This is a genomic window from Pseudoalteromonas sp. OFAV1, from assembly GCF_021532595.1.
Taxonomy (GTDB): Bacteria; Pseudomonadota; Gammaproteobacteria; order Enterobacterales; family Alteromonadaceae; genus Pseudoalteromonas; species Pseudoalteromonas lipolytica_C.
Genome location: NZ_JAKGBG010000046.1, coordinates 13,265 through 36,638, shown reverse-complemented (window position 1 = coordinate 36,638; position 23,374 = coordinate 13,265). Strand labels below are relative to the sequence as shown.

Here is a 23,374-nt window from a genome sequence, read left to right as displayed (position 1 = left end):
GTATAAGAAAGACATGGGTATTGGTACATTGGTTGCGACCATGCTTCCGTACAGTATGATCTTCTTTGTTGGTTGGGTGGCGTTATTCTACTTATGGGTATTTGTACTGGGCTTCCCTGTTGGCCCTGAATCACCGATTTACTATCAACCTTAATCTCATCAAAGAGATGAAAAAAGCCAAGCTAATGCTTGGCTTTTTTATTTTTTAACGGCGTACTTTTTGCGAGTAACGTCTATAAAGCGTATATAAGAAGAGATAAACAATTAAACCTAGAGGTAATGAACCTCCACGTGTTTTACTCTCAACAGTTACCCGTTTTTTAGAGTTCACTAAAACATTAAATTGCCCCTCAACAGTACCACCATCACCGTCTGATACTGTAAATGTCACCGTATCGATCCCTTCAAAACCAACGTTTGGTGTATAGGTTAAGGTGTTATCAGCATTGATAATGACCGTACCATTATTTGCCGATGCGAAAATAATAATGAATGAATTATTATCTTCATCTGACACATTTGTTAAAACGTCTACAGTTACTGGGTTTTGATCCTCAGTGCTTACATCCACGATGAGAGAAATACTTGGTGCTTTATTTTCAACAACATCAACATTTACCTTAGCGTAGCTTGAACCACCTTGACCATCAGAGATTGCATAGGTAATGCTTGCCGTTCCTAGATGCTCTGCTTGTGGAGTGAAATACAATTGATTATTAGCAATACTAACTTGGCCAATATCAACTGAGGCAGATGTTAAGGTCAATGAGTCGCCATCAGCATCACTATCATTTGATAACACATCAAGATAAGCAGCTGTATTACGTTTAACCACAACAGTATCGTTTTGCGCATCAGGTTTAGTATTTGTGCCGGCTAACGTTGCTAAACCACTTGGGTCTTCGATTGCACGATTGACTAGTCCATCCGCATCATTAGGACCACCATCTTCGATAGTCAATTGCACACACCAGTAGCCTTCTTTTAAGCCTTCTTCATATTGTGCATCACGAGGTGGTGGGCAGAACCCCTCAACCCCCGGTGCTGAAGCGATACTATTCTTACTATCTACGACAAACTCAGTCCAACCTATAGGCATCAACTTGCGATAAACCGCATTGCTCGGAACCGGAGAAAATTGCGCCATAACAATACTCACAGATTGCCCTGGCACTGGTATATCAGTCACATTGAAGTCAAATACACCATTTTCATAGTTAAAGCTTGCATCAACAACGTTGTTTTGACTGTTACTTGCGAATTGCTCAACTTCTTCTCCAGTAATTCCCGTTTGCGTACCGTGTGCAACAAAGGCAACATGTCCTAGGCTAAGCTGCAAGCCTGGCTCTGTTTCCATTAAGAAAAACTCACTTTCGTTGAACTTCTCTTGCAACACATTTTTCGCCAAAGAGACTGAATCGATATAATCAGGAATACCGTCATTATCACTGTCACCATAACCTTCTTGTAGATCACTAATACCGTCAAAATCGGTATCTTCTGAAGTGAGTAACGGTGCAGACTCTAAAATTGTTAATTCTAATTTCATTGAGCCTGTTTTATCACCATCACTGGCAACAATGGTAAATTGATAAGTACCATTTTCCACATTGCTAGGGTCAAAGCTAAATTGATCGTCAATCTGATCGATATCTACAATACTGTCGCTCGACACACTCCAATCATAACTATGGGTATCAGCTAAGTTTGCATCGATCACTAATGAACTAATCGTCACTTCACCAGCATGCTTATCTATTATTCGTGTAGTAAGGCCGTTTTGACTTGCAAATAATTGTACGCTTGGCGCGACATTACCCTCTGCAATAGTCAATGTATGTGTACCTAAAGGACCAATTACAGCACTTTGTGGATCAGACAGGCTAACTACGACTGTTTCGCTGCCTTCTTCAAACTCATCTTGTGCTAAATTTACAATAAGTTGCGCCTCTCGCTGTCCTTTGTTAAAGACAAACTCTCCATCCACTAAATCATGGTCAAGCCCTTGTGTTGCATCGCCTGACACTGAGTATGGAACAATAACAGGGTAACTTACTGCATCACCATTGAGAATGGCTTTAATCGTCACTGTTGTCCCTTCTGTAGCTGTTTGGTCTTTACTAAAGTTGACTTGGGGTACAACATGGATCAGCTGAGTTGCCGAAACTTGGTCACTGCCTTCACCAGCAGTCCACACAACGGTATGGGTACCTGATGCAAAAAATCCTTTAGAGCTAGCTGTTACTCGCACTGGATTACCTAAAGAATCAAGTGCAATCGCCGTTCCCATGTTTACTTTTGTGAATAACCCCTCAGATGCAATTGTTCTGTCATCTGGCGCTGTAATTGTAATGTTCTGTGATGTTGAGACTAACGAAACAACTAAAGTCACTTCGGTTATTTCACCACTGCTATCTCTAATTTGGTAAGTGATTACAACTTCACCAATCATTCCAACAGGTGCGAGATACTCAAGCTTATTATCAACAATCCGGACAACACCTGCACTGGCTGTAGCATTGAGAATAGTTAACTCATCGCCATCTGCATCACGATCATTTGCCAGCACGTCTAAAATCACAAACTCATTTAAGTCAGTATTAATCGTAAAGCTATCCGGCACAGAGATAGGTGCATCACTTACTGGATTTACTATGATAGTAACGGTGGCAAGCTCTGAACTTACTTTTCCATCTGATACTTGATAACTAAAGCTGTCAGTACCGTAAAAGTCAGCATTAGGCTGGTACGTGAAACTATTAGCATCCATCGTTAACGTACCATTACTAACCGGTGTCACTAGGTTGAATGTCAGATCATCGCCATTTTCATCAAAATAGCTGAGTGTAAAGGTGATGCTCTCGTCTTCATTTGTGCTAAGTTGTTCACCGTTAGCCACAGGCGCAGTGTTTGCAATAATAACAGGGCTGGTTGCACCCGATGTAAAGGTCTCAGTATTACCGTTGCCATCAACATAGGTTACTACAACCGTTATCGTCGCGCCGATATCAGCATCGGTTAGCATGTACTCCGATAGTGTTGCACCCGAAATTAATACCCCATTGCGCAGCCATTGATAGGTAAATTCACCTACGCCATCAGGGTCTTCAATGGTTGACTCAACACGCAAGGTTTGACCTTGTTTAGCCTCGCCACTGATACTAATACCACCGGTTGCTTCATCGTTAACATCGGCAACTGTGATAACAAAGGTTTGTGTATCAGTTAATCCTTCGGCATCAGTTACTAATAAAGTAACAGCATGAGTACCCACATCATCATTAGTGGGTGTACCACTTAGCTCACCTGTTGCAAGATTAAAATTAAGCCAACTTGGCAGTTCTGGGGCGCTCAACTTATAGCTATCAGCACTGTCTACATCATTGATAACTAATGTATAACTATAAAACTCATCTTGTGTCGCAGAAGTTAACGCTGCCGATTCAATAACAGGCGCATCATTTACAGACAAGATGGTAATAGTCACTGAAGCAATATTGGATTTAGCACCTTCGTTATCAAAAAGGGTATAACTGAATGAATCGATTCCTACATAGTTACTAGTAGGTGTATATGCAAACGTACCATCTGCATTGTTCACAACCTGCCCGAAAGAAGGAGAATTCACGATTTGCAGTGAAGAAACATCAATGCTGCCATCTACGTCATCATCATTGATAATCACATTTATCACTATTGATTCATCTTCATTTATTTGCACAGTATCATTGTTAGCTAACGGTGCATCATTTACAGGTGTGACCGTTAATGACACGCGCGCTGCGTTTGACCATTCACCTAGATCATCTTTTACCCGATAGGTAAACGTATCCTCGCCATTGCTATTGGCATTAGGTGTGTAACTTATAACTCCCTGAGACGCGATAGCAATACCTTGAAGTGGGGCGTTCACAATTTCAATACTGCTTTCATCTAGACTACCATCAACATCAGAATCGTTTCCTAACACATTGATATTATGAAGTGTGTCTTCCAAAATCACGGCTGTATCATTGTTAGCTATTGGAGCATCGTTTATGCTTTTAATAGTTAAGTTAACAGGTGCAATATTTGACATAAGAGATTGTTCATCTTTAACCGCATAGCTAAAGCCATCACTACCAAAATAGTTACTTTGTGGCGTGTAGGTGATTTGTCCTGATTCACTATCAATATTTAAAACACCATGACTTGGATCTTTTGTAACTGTTACATTTTTTACCAATAACTCACTGTCAACATCGACGTCATTATCTAAAATAGAAAGTATCGTAGGGATATCTTCGTTTAACTCAAACGTATCAGCGCTTGCAACCGGTGCGTCATTAATCTCACCAATAGTGATCAGCACAGTGGCACTTTTAGAAAATGCCCCTGCTTTATCAGCAATACGATATGTAAACGAATCGCTGCCACTAAAGTTGGCTTTTGGTGTATATATGATCAGTTCATTACTTACTTTGGCATCCCCATTTTCAGGCAATGTAACGACTTCGAGAGTTGATAGATCAATTGCATCATTACTATCAATATCTTTATCGTTTGCCACCACATCGATTTCGACCGCCATGTCTTCGTCTGTTGTGATCTCATCACCTAGAGCAATCGGAGCATCATTCACTGCATTGATAGTTATCGAGACAATTGAAGTATTCGAACGACTGGCTTCCATATCCTCTACAGTATAAGTAAAACTATCTTTGCCGTTGTAGTCCTTATTCGGGGTATAGGTAATTACCCCCGTTGCTGTATTTAGACTCGTTTTACCATGCTCTGGGGGTGTGACAACCATCACACTAGCAGGGTTCAGTTGACTATCGACATCAGTGTCATTCTCTAAGACATTTATCGCAACAATGTTATCTTCATCAACACTAGCTGTATCATTTTGGCTGACAGGCGCATCATTAACATTCAAAACTGTCAGCGTAAATTTCTGAGTACTTGCTTCATTCTTTGAATCAACAGCAAGCAAGGTAATCGCATGTTTCCCAACATTTTCGTTTGTGGGAGTACCACTTAAGACTTGGCTGACACTATCAAAGGTTAACCAAGAAGGCAGATTTAAACCTGAGTATGTGATCGAATCACCAGGATCAACATCTACTGCAGTAAACTTATAACTATAGAGCTCGCCCTCTGTTGCTGTTGCGACAGGAGTAGATGTGATAGTTGGTTTATCATTAACATTAGCAACACTAATAACAAAATCCTGTCTGTCCGATGCATTTAAAGAATCTGCTACAACAACGGCAACATAATGCGTGCCAACATCATCATTTGTTGGTGTGCCTGATAAAACGCCAGTTTTTGAATCAATTGTTAGCCAACTAGGTAAACCAATTGCACTAAATGTAAGGGTATCACCTATATCCGCATCACTTGCCTTAACTGAATATAAATATTCAGTGTCTTCAGTTGCCCATACCTGTGCAGAGGAAGTAATAACAGGCGCCTCGTTCTTGCGAGTTACACTTAAAGAATATTCTTGTTTAAGTTTTTCAACTCCATTTTCAAGTACATGAATCGTGATAGGGTAAGTGCCAATATCCGTTTGTTCTGGGAGACCTGTTATAGTTCTCGTTACGGCACTATAAGAGAGCCAACTAGGAAATGTATCGCCGAAAGAAACGATAATCGTTATCGCATCATTGTCTGCATCAGTGGCTATAATTTTATATGTATATAACTGACCAACTTGCACAACTTTAACAGGTTCAGATTCAATGACGGGTAGATCATTAACTGGGATGACTGTGATACTAAAGACTTGATTTGTAATTGGTTCGACAGAGTCTTCTCCTCCATCAGCTAAGTCAAAATTAAAACTATCTGACGTAGTTTCACTACCATCATGCTTATAATAAAGCTTTGAATCATCAAGTGTTTGCTGGGTAAACGTGCCATTCACAGCAAGTCCCTCACCTGAGTCTAAACTACCATTATCATTGGCATCGACAAACAAACTACCATTCGTAGGTACTGATTTAAGCGTATATGTTAACCCTGTCCCAGAGTCATCACTATCTTTTGCAGATAACATACTATTAGTAATAACTTTTGAATCGCCTTCATTAATTGAAAGTCCTGTATTAATCGCAATAGAAGGAGCTTGGTTTATTGCATTTACTGAATAAGTTAAAAGGACAGGCGTTACACTTTCAGTGCCATCAGTAAGTTCGGTGGTGAATGTAAATTCACCAATGTAGTTACTGTCCAGAGAAAAGGTTAAGTTATCAATAGTGGCATTTACATCACTGGCACTTCCAGATATTGTTAATACACCTGAATTTGCATCATAGCTATACACTGCATTTCCACTAGCACTACCTGAAAAGTCACCTGCGACAGTATCCGAAAGTGAAATTGTAAGTAGAACATTATCATCATCATTATCAGAAACTTTTACATCTTGAAACGGGTTTCCTATTGATATCCCTTGATTAATAGATTGAGAAGAATCTGAGAAAGATATTGAAGTATATTTTTTTACCGTGCCTTGTGCCAATGAATTACCATCGGCATAAAAAACATAAGGTGTGTTTTGGCTATCAAGAGCTATACGATTAAAGTCAGTGAAAGCTTCGCTAAATCCCCTAGCTCCAACAAACTGCCAAGAGTTATTTTGATAAGTTACGACACTCCCTCTGTTTGGATCAACTCCATAGTCTGTAACAAATATAAAGGGTATATCGTTCTTTCCCAATACAAAGTCGGGAGAAAATACTGCGTCACCAGTGATATCTTCGTGGAGTATAGTCCAGCTTGTACCATCAAATTTATAAAGTGAAAGTCTCTTTGTAAGTCGGCTAATTTCGGTTTTAGTGCTCAATAATATATTGTCCTTGCTGTCAATTGCTATATTCGTGTAATTTCCTTCGACATTTGAAACACCGGCTTTGCCGACATATTCCCAAGATGAGCCATCAAACGACATAACTGAAGCACTAGTGGAATCTAAAGAAAAGTCTCTAAATGAAACGTAAGGCGTATTTGTACTATCAAAAGCAAGATCAGTGTAGGCTGCTTTTGCTAGTGAAAACCCTTCAACACCCACCCTTACCCAATTAGCACCATTATACTTTTTTAAAACAGCTTTATTGCTGAAGTTACTATCATTATAAACAACATGTAAAACACCATTATTATCAAATGCTAAATTAGAGTAAAAACCTAAGCCGCTCGATATAAGTGAGCCTACATCATTCCAATTACTCCCATTAAAACTCAACACTCTTAACCTGCCTGAGTTACCTTCATCTGCAAAAGAAATGTATGGGGTGTTATTACTATCAAAAATGATATCTGTGTAATAAATGTCACCATTTGCAATATTTTTATTTCCAACATATTCCCAATCTGTGCCATTGAACTTCATGACGCTACCATTATGCTCTGATGTATCAGCGAAAATTACCCATGGCACATCGTTAGCATCCAGTCTAATTCTTGAATGGTTCCCACTGTTAGATGACCCAGCAAACCTAGTACTGCCTAATGATTCCCAGGCGCTAACACTCAAGCTAGGCGCTACATTCGATTTAGCTACATTTAATATTGAATTTTTTTGCACATTATAATCAGACAATGACCGACCATTTTCTAATGCTTGACCATTAAAGGTGATAATCTGCCGAGCTTGCGCAATACTCGTCTGCTGCTCAACAAGGCCTTTTACCGTATCAATGCTGTCACTTGGCTCAACATCGAGTGTGAAAGTCTCGTTCGGTGTGATGATTGTTATTGGCATAGCCAGTATAGACATAGGCGCAATAAGCGCTATTAGGTATAGGTATTTGATAATTGTTGATAGCATGACGTAGTGTTCCTGTAGAAACTTCAAGCTGCGAGTAATATCATCAAGAGTGATTTACTCATGTTCTCAGCTATTCCTTGAGATAATTTAAAATGTACGCCCCTTGCGCACATCGATAATGAGTTAGTCGAAGTAATATCTTGCGCCAATAGAGAGCATCGAAGCATCAGTTGCATCCAGCGCTGCATGGTCGTAACTAATAAAAACTTGAGTACTTTTAAAAACAGCAATACTTGCTTCAATGCCAAAGGTGACACTGTTGCCACTTCGTTTTGCATTAAATAGCTGTGAAGAGTCTATTTGGTATTGGTAATCTTGTTGCCAATCTAAATACCCCAACTTACCAGTCAGTGATATCTCTTTGGTAACAGGCCACGATGCTAAAAGTGATATTTGCGGCCCCTTTGCTGATTCTGGGTAAATTTGTTCCATGGTACTGTGTAAGCTGTCTATGTCGGTGACTTCACCAGTAAAGCTGAAATGTCTTTCGCCAAAATCTACATAACCAACTTGCAGTGAGTAGAACGAATTGAATTTATAACCAATTGCAGCTTGATAACCTGTATCTGAGTCCTTAATCGACACAGAGTTAATTAAGGCTCCTTGTTCAATTAATGATGACGTTAGGTTCTTTTTGCTGAGGTCTGTTGAAGCTGAACCTATTTGTCCTGATAAAAACCAGCCTGTTTGCTCAGCTTTGCCCTGTTGACTGCAAAATAAAGAACCAGCAAATAGGATGAATGTAGCAAGCTTAAAAACAAAGCCATTTGAACTAGCATTAAAATATGAAGCATTCAAAGTGGGGCCTCTTGAACAGATTGAATCTAATTGCAACGTATCCACTGTTAATTACGAACATCCACTTTGTACATACCATTTACATTAGATTAAAATATTACGAGTTCGAATGAGAAAATTCTGATTCGAGGTGAGTTTATGAAAATTCCGACACCCTTTGTTACTAGTTCTGAGGAGGGAGTTTTGTATGATATGGATACCAATTAGGTACCAACACAACAAGATTCATGCTACTGAATTTACAATGCTTTTATATGAGATTTAAAGTTTTGATGAATAACCGAATTAAAAAGGTTTTTACTCTGTGCACAGTGTGGGCTTTGATCTACTGCTCATACAGCGATGCAAATCCAACGAAACAACTTGAATCAGCATTTGCCACCTCATTGGTTTTAACTGATGGTGACAGCATTACTTTAGGATTTGGTGATTTTGATCCTCAAACCATATTTAACCCACAAAATACTGTCAATGAAGAAGACAGCATAGCACTGAGAAAGAAGTTAAAACTCTACAGCATTCCACTTAAATGGCAGGTAAATAACCCTATCTACCAACACAACATTAATGTAGTAAGTCGGATCAGCTACCTAAATCAGTCAGATTTCATTTCGCTGTTTGATAATGTAGCTGACGACTATATTTCTGAAACTGTGTATAACGGGATGCTCGGCTTTAACGCAGAAAAAGCTCTTGGCTCTAAGTGGTCATATCAATTTGGTTTGAATACTCACTACTTACATTACAACAACGATTACGACTACAACTCTCCCGAGTCTAGGCGTAATTTAAAGCCTTTAACTGATAACCTTTACACCAATCTTAATAGCAATGCACTGGTGTTAAACCCTAATGCAACCATGATTTATCGCCTGCCTAGATATTGGGGCTATTACGAATATAAGCTTAACTTTAATTATTACTATGGCTGGGCACTCTCTCACCCTGACGGTATACATAATGCAGCCCCTGAAACTTGGCGAACACTAAATGGTATTAAAGCAACGTTTAACATGTTTAAGATTGGAACATTTGAGCAAGCATTTTATATCAAAGGACAACGTATCGACTTAGGTGGTGATAGTCGAGTTGCATTCGGAACTGATCACTTTTATGAGTATGGTATAGGCTTTTTATGGGATGCACAGCGCTGGACGTCTTGGTTCAACAATTTTGGTATTGGCATCAACATCCATAACGGTAGCAGCCTAGATGGTGCTGCAATTGTCTTATACTTTAATGAAATTTAAGTCCATTTTTAAAAGAAAAAATTTTTAAACAGACTATATTCTTATATTACTCAACGACATAATTATTAGCTAATATACATGGAAGATATATGAAACATCACCTCGCACTTGCCTGTTCATTACTCGCTTTAACGGCCTGTGATAAAGCCCCAGAACAAACAGCTAAAACACTACCACTCCAAGTTAGCGTAGCAGATGCTATTTATTACGGTGGCGATATTCTCACCATGACAAGTGATGAACCAAAGTACGCACAAGCAATTGCAACGCAAGGCGACAAAATCATCTTTGTTGGTGATATAAGTAAAGCACTTGAGCATAAGTTTGGCAAAACAAAGCTAGTTGATCTACAAGGTAAAACCTTAATGCCGGGCTTTGTCGATGGTCATAGCCATGTCTATGGTGTTGGGTTACAGGCTATGGTAGCCAATTTATTACCGAGCCCTGATGGTGATGCCAACAGTGTTGAGCAAATCGTTAATATTCTTACAGCCGCACAGCTTAACCCTGATTACACAACATTTATCGAAAAAACCGGTGCTATATTAGGATTTGGTTACGATGATGCTGAGCTTGATAGATACCCGACTAAAATGGACTTAGACCGCGTTAGCACCGAAAAGCCGGTCATTATCATTCATACCTCGGGTCACTTAAGTGTCGCAAACAGTAAAGCCTTAGCCATGGCGGGCATCGACGAAAACTCAGAAAACCCTAACGGCGGGCTAATTCGTCGTATGGCGAACTCACAAGAACCCAATGGGGTGCTCGAAGAAAATGCGCACTTTGGTTTACTGTTTAAACTCATGCAGTCTTTTGATCCTGAGTTACAAGATTTAATGCTACAAGAAGGACAAAAACTCTATACAAAATACGGCTACACCACAGCACAAGAGGGCCGAGCAACTCAAGAAGCCTATGATTCAATGGTAAGAGCTTCAAAAGCGAATAAATTTGTGATTGATGTGGTTGCATATGCCGATATGGCCACCAGCAGCAGCTTTATGGACTCAGCCTATAATAGTAAAAACTACACGAATCAGTTTCGGATTGGTGGTGTAAAACTTAATTTTGATGGCTCTCCACAGGGTAAAACAGCCTGGTTATCAGCCCCCTACCTTAAAGCACCTGAAGGTCAAGAAGCTGGCTATTTAGGTTATCCTACCTTTAATGATGAACAAGCATTTGAATATGTTGAGACTGCCTTTGCTAATGGCTGGCAGGTTATGACCCATGCCAATGGAGATGCCGCAATTGAACAATTTTTAAATGCTGTTGAAAATGCCAACAATAAATTAGGAAAAAAAGACCGCCGCCCGGTGCTGATTCATGGTCAAACAATTCGTCAAGAGCAGGTAAATCGCCTTAAAGAATTAGGTATTTTTCCGTCGCTCTTCCCAATGCATACCTTTTATTGGGGCGATTGGCATGTAGATTCGGTACTTGGCCATCCGCGTGCTGATTTTATTTCACCAACCAATGCGGTCAAAGAGCAAGGGTTGATGTTTAGTACCCATCACGATGCACCAGTAGCATTGCCAAATGCGATGCGCGTTCTCGATGCGACAGTTAATCGCACAACACGCACTAACCAAGTACTTGGCCCAGACCAACGCGTCTCTGTGTATACTGCACTACAAGCAATGACCACTTGGCCTGCGTATCAACATTTTGAAGAAGCATCAAAAGGGCAATTAAAACAGGGGATGCAAGCTGATTTAATCATTTTGGATAAAAACCCACTTAAAATTGAGCCAGAAAACCTACATAAACTGCAAATTTTATACACTATCAGTCGCGGTAAAACCGTTTACACAAAACAATAATGGAATAGAAAGATGATCAATAAACTCATAAAAACAATGTTCATAGTCTTATTATCATTTACAGCACTAGCTGAGCAAGCAACCAGCATACAACTCGATATTTTAAATTTACATGCCCAATCTGAACACGTTTATACATCAGGTCAACCGAGCCAATCAGACTTTGCAAAATTAAAAGCGCTGGGGGTTGATACCATTATCAATTTACGCGGTGAAAATGAAACGAGTTGGTCAGAGCAAGAGGTAGTTAAAGGATTAGGGTTAAACTACTACCCTATTCCAGTGCAATCAAAAGCCGACATCACACTAGAAAATGCGACCAAATTACACAACTTGTTGGATCAGCAATCTCAGCATACTACCTTAGTTCATTGCGCCAGTAGTAATCGTGTAGGCGCGCTAGTTGCGCTCTATCATGGTGTCACTTTGAAAAAGCCAATAGATGATGCTGTTGAAATTGGAAAACAATGGGGACTAAAGAGTTTAGAGCCTGTGGTAAGAAACAAAATAAAAGAAGAAATTGGTCAGCACTAAGCTGACCAATTTTAAATTTATCAAAGCTGCCATGCATAGCTTAGCTTTGTAAAAAATGTACGTTGATCGCGCTCAACACCTTGCAACGAATCGTCTTGATAACCTTTGTCTGAATAACCTAAGTAAAACAGCGTCTGCGAGTTAATTTTGTATGAATACACTAACTGACTGCCATAATCACGGTTAGTTTGGCTTACATCAAACCGATAAGCTTCATTATTTCGATCAACATCTTCAAACTGCAAAACAAGCTTTAACATTGAGCGCATATTAAATTTATAATAAACACGTAAATCGGTTAAGTTCGCCGTATAAACACGTTCATTTTGTTCGTTATCTAGGTAGCTATAACTATGCTCAAGTTGCACTTGCCAATGATCGTTAATATCCCATGTCATTTCAGGTTCAATTCGCACCATAGTACCTAGAGCTGCATTACTGTAGTCAATTTTGCTGCCATATTGAGCATACAATAAGAAACGAACATCCCGAATGGGCCTAAAACCGCCGTAAATATAACCTATGTTCTGATTAAAGAACTCACCGGCATAAAACTCATTACGATGAATAAAACCAATTTCGGTTTGCGACTGCATCTTACCTTTAAAAGTAAAATAGCCATCATATTCTTCTTCAAGTAGGTCACCATTTTGTGCCCACGTTTTATCCCACTCGGCGTTATAGCTATACTCAGTAATAGCATCATCAGCATTGCGATACCAAGTTTGCCCACCGCCTAGTTCAATTTTTTCATAATCGACTTTCGCCTGATAACCAAGATCTGAACGATACTCTTCGCCGATATTTTCGTAGCTCGCATACAGCTCATAGTCACGTTTAGTTCTTGTAAACTCAATGGCATAAGCTTGATCCGATTGATTTTTATCGACCCCGTAATAGTCTACTAAAAAGTCTGCATTCGTAGTGTCTGTCGTTGCTACTTGATACTGCAAACTATCTGACTGGTTAAACCAATAACTCCCATCTATCGATAATACCGTATTATGGTAATCATCATTTTCGCGGTGGGTGCTCATTACGCCAATCGTCCCTTTTTGGCCTATATCAAATTGATAACGCCCTGCCACAGCTTGCGTTTTATCCGCCAAATTCGCAAAACCTGAACCTTGATTAGTCGGTAACAATACACTGGTATTCTGATCGTCAGCGTACATAAAGCCATAACTGTGTGCGCCGGTTTTACCTGTTAACTTCAAACCGACATCAGGTTCAGCAATCATTCGCGTATATAAAAGCTCTAGTTGGCTTGTGTTAAAATAAGAGGCACCATCTAAAAAGAATGGACGCTTTTCAGCATAATAAATCGAGTAAGTTGTATTTACATCAAGCTCTAAAGAGTCTGCTTCTACTTGAGAAAAATCAGGGTTAATAGTGGCGTTAATTACCGCATCTTGAGTCACCCCCCAACGTAAATCTAACCCCGCTTCAGTATCAATATCACCATTTTGCCAATCACCTGGCACTGTGTCTTTGGTATCATGACGAAGCGCCGTTAAAGTTGGTGTAAGCTGAATGTTTTGGCTTTCAGTCATGTTGGCAAAACCAGTAAGTTTATCAAACTGACAAAAACTACATTTTACATCTCGGTCAAAGCCAACATTCGACATCTGATAATACACATCACGCGGGTAGTTTCGCCAAACTGCAAAGCTCCACGTTAACTCCGTTTGGTCTTTTGGAAACCGAAGTGCTGTGAATGGAATACGCATCTCAACCACATACCCATCGTCAGTTATTTGCCCTGCACTATCCCAAATAGCATCCCATGATGGGTCTTCCACCCAATCATCAATATCAGTCATGCGCATATCGCCTTGCGCACCAAGGGGGTTTACGTAAAACTCATAGCCGGTACGTTCATCATTGAAAGTATCTATCATCAAGGCAACATTATCGTCTTGCCAAAGAGTATCGCGATCACGAAGAGCGGCGCGAATTTGTGAAGGGTCATTGTCTTTTGCAATAAACCCAACATATAAGTATTTACCATCTTCGTATATAAACGCATCAGTTTGAACAAGTGGTGTGCCTTTTTCGGTCGGTTCATTTTGATATTTCAAAGGCACTTTTGTCGCATATTTCCAGTGAGGCTCATCCATCACACCATCAACACTAATAGACTCTTTAATATGGGCAAGCGAAAATTCTGCTTTATCAAATGCATGTGTGTAAAAAGGCATGCTGATAACGCTAAATAAACAGGTAGGGGCGATGATTTGATTTATTATTCTTTTTAAGTACTGCATAAACATCCATTTAGAGACTGATGCGTTAAAAACGCTATTTAACTGATTTCAAAGCGATTGTAATTCAGTGAGGTACATTTGTTAACCTAATTCTACATTTCGACAGCTAAAAATTAACAAAACACGCCTTTTGTATTAATTTCAGAGTAAAAAAAAGCCCCATCACCTTTCAAAGTGATGGGGCTTTTTTTACAACTAAATTATTTTTTAAGACTTAACTTATTGCCTTTTAATGATTTACGCACATTTGCAATACGCGAACGGTTCTTTGCGCGGGCCTCACCTGTAGCTTGGCCTGATGGCTTGTTTGTACGACTACGGCGTAAATGCGATGGCTTTTTACCTATTTTCTCAATTAATACATCACGGTTACTTACTTCGTAACCAGGCAATACGATTCGTTTAATGCGTTGGCCAATTAGCTTTTCAATATCGAATAAAGTATTTTCTTCTTCACGACTAACAAATGAGATAGCCTCACCTGGTTTTCCTGCACGACCAGTGCGGCCAATCCGGTGAACATAGTCTTCTGCAAGCCATGGTAAATCGATATTAATAACACGCGGCAAGCCTTCAATATCAATACCACGCGCAGCCACTTCGGTTGCTACTAGTACGCGAACTTTGCCTTCTTTAAATTCACGTAATGCGCGGCGACGGTTACCTTGCGTCTTATCACCATGACAAACAACAGCAGGGATACCATCAAGATTAAGCTCTTTAACAAGCTCATCAGCTGTTTCTTTCATGTTCACAAAAACCAGTACTTGCTGCCAGTTTTTCTTACCAATTAATTCAGATAAAAGCTCTTGTTTACGGCGCTCTTCGACTGGATAAACAACGTGTTGCACTGTTTCTGCGGTACTGTTTGTTTGGTCTACATGAATGATTTCTGGTTGTTTTAGAACTTTACTTGCAAACTGTTTAATTGCCGCAGGAAAAGTGGCAGAGAATAATAAAATCTGACGCGCTTCATTACAGCCGTTGATGACTGTTTGCATATCATTGATAAAGCCCATATCTAGCATGCGGTCAGCTTCATCAAGCACTAAATGTTTTACACTTGCTAAGCTGATATTACCTAAACGAATATGATCAAGTAAGCGCCCAGGTGTTGCTACAACAATATCGACACCCGCTTTAAGATCATTTGCTTGGCCAGCTAAATTTATACCACCAAATAAGCACACTGTTTTAAGTTCGGTATACTTAGCAAACGATTTGAAATTATTAGCAATTTGTTCAGCAAGTTCACGAGTCGGCGCAAGCACTAATGCACTCGGGGCATTATTATCACTAACTGCTAATTCTGATAACTTTTGGATTATTGGTAATGCAAATGCCGCGGTTTTACCCGTACCAGTTTGCGCACTAACAAGTACGTCTTTGCCTTTTCTTACCGCAGGAATTGCACTACGTTGAACGGGAGTAAGCGTTTCGAAATTAAGCTCATCTAATGCCTGTAAAAGCTCAGAAGAAAAACTAAATGATTTAAAATTCATGCTGTATAACCTGCGGCCATTATATCAAGGGTCGCAAATTATACAGAAAAAAAATGATTTTAGTTAGTTATAACTTAACTAAATATGCGCTAAATGACTTAATCTGCACTTAAAGCAAAATAACGTCTTGCTCAGCTAAAATATTTGCCTCACTACCCACAATATCAGCAACATTAAGTTCGTTAATATAACCTAAGCCAATTTCTTGCTGCGCATTTGTTAGTGGCACATAAGGTAAACGGAACACAGGGTTCACCGCACCAATCATCATCAGCGCCGTATTGATCGCAATCGGATTAGGCTCGCAGAATAACCAGTTCATAAGTGGCTGTAGTTTTGTATTTAGTGCCTCATTTTTTTCATCCATCAATTGACGGAAAAGGCCGGGAATTAAGTTAGATGTAACTGAGATCACACCATGGGCATTATGAATATGCCTTGCATCATGCGCTTCATCGTCATTACCTGACCAACAAGCTATGCCTTGCTGTTCATAATGTGCGATACGCTCATTACCACCGCACTCTTTTACACCGATAAAATGCTTGTGTTTTGCCAAAGGTTCAATGATATCAGGTGTTAAATCTTGACCTGTGCGACCCGCAACATTGTAGATAAACGCCGGGCCAATATCGAGTAAACGATTAAAGTGCTCTTTTACACCAGCCATTGACGTACGGCCATAATATGGATTAATTTGCAGCGCCGCATCCATACCTGTTGCAAAACCATATTCAGTTGCTTTTATAGCTTCACGCGTATTGTTACTTCCTGTGTTACCAACAATTAATAAGCGGTCAGAGAATTTGCTCACACTGTGTGCGATTAGCATTAAGTGCTCTTCCCAATTCATTAGTTGACCTTCACCGGTCGTCCCACCGACAATAATGCCATCAACTCCAGCTGCAATTTGCTGTTCAACAAGGTCGTCATAACAAGCAAGATCAATTTCACCATTGGTTAAATAAGGTGTTTTAATAGCTGTGATCAAGCTTGCTTGTTTAATTGTTTCTAGGCTGCGCATAACTTTTTTAATGTTTGGAAAATTTGCGCTAGTTGTATCATAAACCCAGCCATTTTCCGAGTAGTCTGATGCAATAAATAAAAAAACTTGAGAAAAAATCAAACTTAAGCCAAAATCAAATACTGTATAAATTAACAGTATTTATTGTGAGTAATTGATAATGCAACTTTCCAAATTTTTGGCAACCTACTTTTATACTACTGAAGAGCTATGTCAAACCCTCTCAATTGATGAGGATACGCTTGCAAACTGGCAACAAAGTAGCTTATTTCCCAAACCTAGTTATTGTTTGCAGAGTCAATTAGAGTGCAGTTCATATTCAGGTATTTATCAGTGTGAAGAGTATCAAGACTATTACCCGCGAGGTGCAGCAAGTTGGGGGCAATTAATCATAAAACATGACATAAGCTCATCATGCCAAGCCTTTAATTATTTTGCTCAACATTACTCAACACAACTTGCTAAACTTGCTGAACAAGGGTTTGCCATTGACGAAGAATTGTTTGGTAGCGACATAGATGAGCATTTACAACAAGTATGGCAGCAATTTCTATGCAGCAAGTATGGCGTGCTAACACAAAATGGTCTCGTTGAAGAAGCTGTGCAACTTGATGTTGCTAAACTGCTTATTGATGATATTACTGAGCTTCGGACAAAGACTGGTTTGAGCGTGGAAGAGCGCCAAACCCTGCATAAAGCACTCAAACTCATGAATCGCGCATTGAGTCACGGTACCGGGCACGAAGGTAAAAATACCCTTCGCCATCGTTACATTGATGATGTGGTGGCAAAATATGATTTATCAGTAAAATAACGGCTATAAAATCCGTTTTTTCTTGAAAGTGAACATACCATGAACCCATGCACAAAGTTACAACAATGTATCACTTGTTAACTTTTGGTTAGTACATTTTGCTACTTTTGTTTTGTAGGTTTTCAGCTAGATAGCCGTTAAATTCATCTCGAAGAGTTATCTTTGGGTCATTAAAAACATGACAGCCTCTCGATAACTCCTTTCTTCCCAATAAATTATATTAAAACGAAGGATGAATAGATGAAACCTTTCCCAAGGCTTGGTCGCGTCAAAGCGACCTACTTGGCTATGCTCGGTTTAACCTTTGCTCAGCCAACTTTAGCGCAAACTAATGTAGTAACTAATCAAACTAAAGCAGATGCGCTTACATTTACCCTGATCACCGGTGATAAAGTCTCTGCTGTCGTAAACAAAGATGGCGAACTAAGCGGCATTCGTTTGCTCAATGCTGATGGCTCCGATGCAATTACCAGTATTTTTAAACGCGGTAAGAGCACATACGTTGTACCTAATCATGCACAAGCGCTTGTTGACTCTCAAGCAATCGATTTAGAACTATTTAACATTAATAAGTTGTATGAATCTGGCTATGATGATGCGTCAACAGATGCTTTACCTGTGATTGTTGAGTACAAAGACGGAACTCTAGCTGGTGCGGCCGTTCCATCAGCCTTAGCTGGCATGTCTCTGACTGGCGAAATCGAGCTAATCGATAGTGCAGCGTTTGCTATTAGCAAAGAAAAAGCGGCACAAACCTGGCAAACTTTGGCTTCACAAGCTGATGTAGAAGGTATTTGGCTGGATGCTGTTGTGCATGCGCACAAAGTAACTCAATCAGCAGCCTTAACACCTACTGTGCCATTAACAGGTGCCTATGGTGAATCTGCAATTAACTTCAATGGTGCAGGCATTAAAGTAGCCGTACTTGATACAGGTTATGATACTGAACACCCAGACTTACAAGGTCGTGTTATTGCATCTCGTGACTTTACCTATTCAAGCAATGGTGTAGATGACTTAAACGGGCACGGTACGCACACAGCTTCAACTGTTGCAGGTAATGGTCATGAGTCAGATGGGAAATGGGTAGGTGTTGCCCCAGCAGCTGATCTCATCATTGGTAAAGTACTGAGTAATACTGGCTCTGGTTCAACCTTCGGTATATTAAATGGTATGCAATGGGCTGTGCTTTCCGAGCAAGCTGATATCGTAAATATGTCTTTAGGTGGCTCGGGCACTAGCTGTGGTGGCCCACTTGTAGAGATGGTGGAAGCGCTGAGCGACAAAGCCCTGTTTGTTATTTCTGCAGGTAATAGCTTTACCCGCGAGACAATTGGTCTACCAGGCTGCGCGCCAAGCGCACTGACTGTTGGTGCAATTGATAGAGAAGGTAATACAGCTTCATTTTCATCACGAGGCCCATCGCCAGATGGTCATTCAGCAAAGCCTGATATTGCCTCACAAGGTGTGTCTGTTGTAGCTGCTGCTTCAGGTGGTCTAGGCGATACTGCATACCGCGTCTATTCGGGTACCTCAATGGCTGCGCCTCATGTTGCTGGTGGTGCTGCGCTTGTTATGCAGGCTCGTGCAGAGCTTAGTCCACAAGAAATTAAAGACGTTCTAACTTCGTCAGTATTTAGCGGTGATTCTCACGTTCTTGAGCAAGGAGCTGGCGCGATGAATATCGACCGTGCCATTAACCAAGCTATAGTTGCCCCTGCCAACCGTGAACTAGGCTTTTTTGAAAACAGTAATAGCGATGAGTTTACACAAACACACATCACACTGACTAATACGTCTGATTCAGATATTACCCTTAAACTGAAGCTAGATTTAATTGGTGAGGATGGCAAAACGCAATTACCTGCTACGCTGGCAGGTTTAGATACCAAAACAATCACCATACCAGCTCAAGGTGAAGCAAATGTGCCTATGTGGATTGACCCACGCGTTGCACTTAATAACGGTGCATATGGTGCTATCACAGGTCGAGTTACAGGCACGACTGTTGGAACAAGCGATCATCAAGTTACAGTTCCTGTCTCTTTTTGGGTTGCTCAACCTACCGTGCAATTATCTGTTAACTTAACCGACCGCTGGGGCAATCCAGCCACTTCACCATCAAAGCTTTATCTAATCAACGAAGAAGATGATTGGGGTAGCTTGGTCAGATTATCTGGCGGCAAAGCGAGTATTGATGTTCCTGCAGGTTACTACACACTGATTGCAAACATCATGACATTCGACAACCCGCAAACAAGCTCAGGTTTAGTTGAATCAGCAGCACAGATGGCTGTTTTAAGCCGTAAAATTGATGGCCAAACGCATATCGATTTTGATGCCCGCAGCGCTCAAAAAGTTACCTTTAAAGCAGATCAGCCACTCGATCCACAAGGCTATTCTTTTGGTTTTACCTATGCAATTGACGATGAAAAAGTAGCTAAACTCGCAGCGATTGAGATGGCACCAGATTACGTCAATGAGATGTATGCTTGGTCACAGGGCCATGATGATCGTTTTCGCTCATTCATTACCACTCGTGCCGTTGCACCTGAGACAACGGTCATGATGCAAAATGGCGAAAAGCTTGATTACATCAAGCAAGGTTTAGCATTGTCATTCCATGGTGAAGGGTCTGCTGAAGTTCTCCCTGTCGGTGATGCTGGTTATAGCACTGATTGGAGCCAGTTTGATCTGGATGGTAAAATTGCACTTATTGCAAATCCAAATTATCTCACCTCTTACATGGTTGGTAATGCTATGAAACATGGCGCCATAGGCGTGATTTTCTATCGTCCAGACCGTGGTGGTCGCTATAAAGGTGCGATTACAGGCACACCAAAGGTACCAGTTATCGGTATCAGCACTGAACAAGGTGAAAGATTAATGGCCGAGATTGAAGCCGGCAACAATCTTGTTAGTTGGTCAGGTATAGCGGCTGAACGCTCGCCATACGCTTATTCAATTAATCACATTACTGATGGCAGGATTGAGTCAGGGCAAATCAATATCGCTGACCATAGAATGCATAAGATCACTGCCTCGTACCATTCACAAAATGATGAACGTCCAGCTTGGACTGATGTAATGGCAATGACCAATAGTACCGGTGAATTTTATTCGACGGGTAGCTCACAACTTATCATGTTGCCTCAGGTACGAGACGAGTATTACACCGCGACAGCTAAAAATGCCTGGACTAACGTTGTCATGCCTAATTACCAAATTCAAAGTGCGGGCGCTTATTTTGACGGTCCTCGTGCTATGACCGAAGGGGCTGAAGAAACAACAACATGGTTTAAAGGCCCTCGAGCAGGTAGCTTGGGCAGCGGTGGTTCACCGATTATTCGTCGAGATACTAATGTACTTTACTTTAATCTTGCCTCGTTTGGCGATGCGTCAAACCATGACGGTATTTTTGGTTATATGGGCAGCTCTGCATTTGGTTTACGTTTAGATGGCGAGCCAGTATTTCCATATCAAGGAACCTTAACACTCGAGCCAGGCGACCACCAAGTAACCCTTGAAATGCGCTCTTATGCTCGTGGTGTTGGTGAGCGTTCACCTGTTAAAGATCATTTAGGGTCACTCTATCAAGGCTTCTACACCTTTACTGCTAACGAACAACAGCAGGGTGCACAACCTATCTTGGTGCCTATGATCGACTTACCTGTTGATATTAATAACAGCATGCAAGTGGGTGAAGTGGCGCATATTAAACTAACAGGTTTACTCGATGGAGTTGGTGAAGTACCGCTTGCAAACGTAGAGTTCCAATACGCTTACGGTCAAGAATGCGGTATCGAAACAGTCCCTGCTTATATTTATTGTCCAGTATCGACTCAGTTTTCAACCGAAAATTGGCTTGATGCTAAAGTAGAACAAATAGACGGTGAATGGGTTGCTACTATTCCAAATACCGGCGTTAAAGGAGACTTTGTACATATTCGTACTATCGTTTCTGACTATGGTTCAAGTTCTGCCGAACAAATTACTATGCGAGCATACATGCTTGACTAATAAGTTAATGCTATAAACTAAAAGCCGCCTTTGGGTGGCTTTTTTAGTTCAAAAAAACAACAAAACAGTTAATTTGTTTTGGTAATTCAGCTATCAGCTAATCTAAATGCTCATAGTGTCCACGATAGACTTCAAAGGTTTTAACCACGGTATGTTGCTCTTTACTTAGATTATCAAACCAATGATCAAAACGCTCATCATCATCCTGCTCACTAAGTGCTAGATACTGAGCCAAAAGCTCTATTATGTCGTTATGTGAACACAGCAAAGTATCAACTTGGTTTGCTAATGTAGAGTGATCTTTATCGCGAAGCGTGTTCATTACATTTTGATCTAGTTCTTCGCGGCCAGCTATATCATTCACTTCCATATCCCTCTCTTAAATAAGCACGCATACCTAGTTATAACAGCCTTATTAACAATAGCCAGTTTTTTAAATTCAACTGCTCACTGATTGTTCATAATGACTAATTTTAAGCCAACCAACCTACAAATAAGAATTATTTTTACCTTGAAGCCTGTCTATTTTTGCTTTATATTTGATATATTATCACATAACACAAAAGGTAAATAATGAAGCCTAATATACACCCTGAATACCATCAAGTAGCGTTTCACGATACTGCTGCCGACAGCTACTTTATTATCGGTTCGACGATTAAAACATCTCGTACTATAGAGCTTGATGGTAAAACATACCCTTACGTACCAATTGATGTATCGAGTGATTCACACCCATTTTATACCGGCAAGCAAAAAGCAGTAGCAAGCGATGGTCGTGTAGCTGCATTTAATCGTCGTTTTAAAAACTTAGCGAGCAAGTAAATCGCGTTTAGGAGTTAAAATGAAAGTATTAAGCTCTCTTAAAAGTGCAAAATCCCGTCCGGGTTGCCAAATTGTCAAGCGCAAAGGCCGCGTTTATGTAATTAATAAAGACAATCCGCGCTTTAAAGCAGTTCAAGGTAAAAAGAATAAGCGTTAAAAAAGGTGCTTCAGCACCTTTTTTAAGTCTAATTTCGAAAATTAAATAATATTATTTTCCAAATAACAGCTGCCAAAAACCTGGCGGTTCATGGAGTTCATGGTATTTTTTTCGTAAATCATCTATTGATTTAAGAGGTACTTTCGCTGCATCAAGTCCCTGCTTGCTGGCTAGTTCTTTAGCCAGATTTGCCTGTTTTATTACTTTATCAAGTCCTTCAAGAGATGCTGTTTTATGCTGTTTAAAGTCGGCTGTCCGTGCTTTTTCTAACAAGTGAATAAACTCATCAATTGATGTATTAAACACTTCAAGACTCGTTGCACGAACCGAGTTTTTATAAGCCAGCCCCATATTCTTCATATTTGCTTCAAGATCGAGCTCTTCTGCTACACAGACTGCCGAGAAAAATACCAATAAGGTAACTAGAAAAAATTTCATAAAGTACTCATGTGGAAAAACTTGGCCGCATTATATGTCGAAACACATCATCAGCCTAATTCAAAAAGTTAGCATCAGTTTATAAAATAATATTACTATATCA

At 40.2% G+C, this 23,374-nt stretch carries 15 protein-coding genes; 8 read left to right on the top strand and 7 right to left on the bottom strand.

Annotation, left to right across the window (positions count from 1 at the left end):
* A partial coding sequence (locus L1267_RS19265; RefSeq protein ID WP_235383842.1) for an AbgT family transporter occupies positions 1-154 on the top strand: 154 nt, incomplete at its 5' end.
* Positions 155-205: 51 nt separating this feature from the next.
* On the opposite strand, the gene L1267_RS19260 is transcribed toward L1267_RS19265, so the two are convergent.
* Complete coding sequence (locus L1267_RS19260; RefSeq protein ID WP_235383840.1) at positions 206-7,816, bottom strand: Ig-like domain-containing protein; 7,611 nt, start codon at positions 7,814-7,816, stop codon at positions 206-208.
* A gap of 123 nt (positions 7,817-7,939) precedes the next feature.
* Positions 7,940-8,614 carry an outer membrane beta-barrel protein gene (locus L1267_RS19255; protein ID WP_235383839.1) on the bottom strand — a complete coding sequence of 225 codons (675 nt, stop codon included), beginning with the start codon at positions 8,612-8,614 and terminating at the stop codon, positions 7,940-7,942.
* A gap of 272 nt (positions 8,615-8,886) precedes the next feature.
* Between L1267_RS19255 and L1267_RS19250 the strand changes: the two genes are divergently transcribed.
* From L1267_RS19250 to L1267_RS19240, 3 genes are all read left to right on the top strand, one after another.
* Complete coding sequence (locus L1267_RS19250) at positions 8,887-9,864, top strand: Solitary outer membrane autotransporter beta-barrel domain (RefSeq protein ID WP_235383838.1); 978 nt, start codon at positions 8,887-8,889, stop codon at positions 9,862-9,864.
* Positions 9,865-9,953: 89 nt separating this feature from the next.
* Entirely contained in the window at positions 9,954-11,690 is a 1,737-nt protein-coding gene (locus L1267_RS19245) for an amidohydrolase (protein ID WP_235383837.1), read from the top strand.
* Between the two features lie 12 nt (positions 11,691-11,702).
* On the top strand, positions 11,703-12,224 hold the full coding sequence (locus L1267_RS19240; RefSeq protein WP_235383836.1) for a fused DSP-PTPase phosphatase/NAD kinase-like protein: 522 nt from the start codon (positions 11,703-11,705) through the stop codon (positions 12,222-12,224).
* A 20-nt stretch (positions 12,225-12,244) separates the two neighbouring features.
* On the opposite strand, the gene L1267_RS19235 is transcribed toward L1267_RS19240, so the two are convergent.
* The 3 genes from L1267_RS19235 to dapA form a co-directional block, all read right to left on the bottom strand.
* Positions 12,245-14,491, bottom strand: a complete 2,247-nt coding sequence (locus L1267_RS19235) for a DUF5916 domain-containing protein (RefSeq protein ID WP_425343210.1) — start codon at positions 14,489-14,491, stop codon at positions 12,245-12,247.
* Positions 14,492-14,691: 200 nt separating this feature from the next.
* Positions 14,692-15,993 carry a DEAD/DEAH box helicase gene (locus L1267_RS19230; protein ID WP_235383835.1) on the bottom strand — a complete coding sequence of 434 codons (1,302 nt, stop codon included), beginning with the start codon at positions 15,991-15,993 and terminating at the stop codon, positions 14,692-14,694.
* A 109-nt stretch (positions 15,994-16,102) separates the two neighbouring features.
* Entirely contained in the window at positions 16,103-17,017 is a 915-nt protein-coding gene (gene dapA, locus L1267_RS19225) for a 4-hydroxy-tetrahydrodipicolinate synthase (protein WP_235383834.1), read from the bottom strand.
* A gap of 160 nt (positions 17,018-17,177) precedes the next feature.
* On the opposite strand from dapA, the gene L1267_RS19220 reads away from it, so the two are divergent.
* Positions 17,178-17,831, top strand: coding sequence for a DUF6058 family natural product biosynthesis protein (locus L1267_RS19220; RefSeq protein ID WP_135926334.1), 654 nt, complete (start codon positions 17,178-17,180; stop codon positions 17,829-17,831).
* Between the two features lie 240 nt (positions 17,832-18,071).
* Positions 18,072-21,851 carry a S8 family serine peptidase gene (locus L1267_RS19215; RefSeq protein ID WP_235383833.1) on the top strand — a complete coding sequence of 1,260 codons (3,780 nt, stop codon included), beginning with the start codon at positions 18,072-18,074 and terminating at the stop codon, positions 21,849-21,851.
* Positions 21,852-21,948: 97 nt separating this feature from the next.
* On the opposite strand, the gene L1267_RS19210 is transcribed toward L1267_RS19215, so the two are convergent.
* Complete coding sequence (locus L1267_RS19210; protein WP_135926332.1) at positions 21,949-22,221, bottom strand: hypothetical protein; 273 nt, start codon at positions 22,219-22,221, stop codon at positions 21,949-21,951.
* Between the two features lie 203 nt (positions 22,222-22,424).
* Here L1267_RS19210 and L1267_RS19205 point away from each other — a divergent pair, with 203 nt between their 5' ends.
* Together L1267_RS19205 and ykgO are read left to right on the top strand one after the other, a co-directional pair.
* Positions 22,425-22,676 carry a type B 50S ribosomal protein L31 gene (locus L1267_RS19205; RefSeq protein ID WP_135926331.1) on the top strand — a complete coding sequence of 84 codons (252 nt, stop codon included), beginning with the start codon at positions 22,425-22,427 and terminating at the stop codon, positions 22,674-22,676.
* 19 nt (positions 22,677-22,695) lie between these two features.
* Positions 22,696-22,833, top strand: coding sequence for a type B 50S ribosomal protein L36 (ykgO, locus tag L1267_RS19200; protein ID WP_135926330.1), 138 nt, complete (start codon positions 22,696-22,698; stop codon positions 22,831-22,833).
* Between the two features lie 51 nt (positions 22,834-22,884).
* Here ykgO and L1267_RS19195 read toward each other — a convergent pair whose 3' ends face one another.
* The gene (locus L1267_RS19195; RefSeq protein ID WP_135926329.1) at positions 22,885-23,271 is read right to left on the bottom strand and encodes a cytochrome b562; all 387 of its coding nucleotides are present in this window, start codon (positions 23,269-23,271) and stop codon (positions 22,885-22,887) included.
* Between the last annotated feature and the right edge of the window lie 103 nt (positions 23,272-23,374).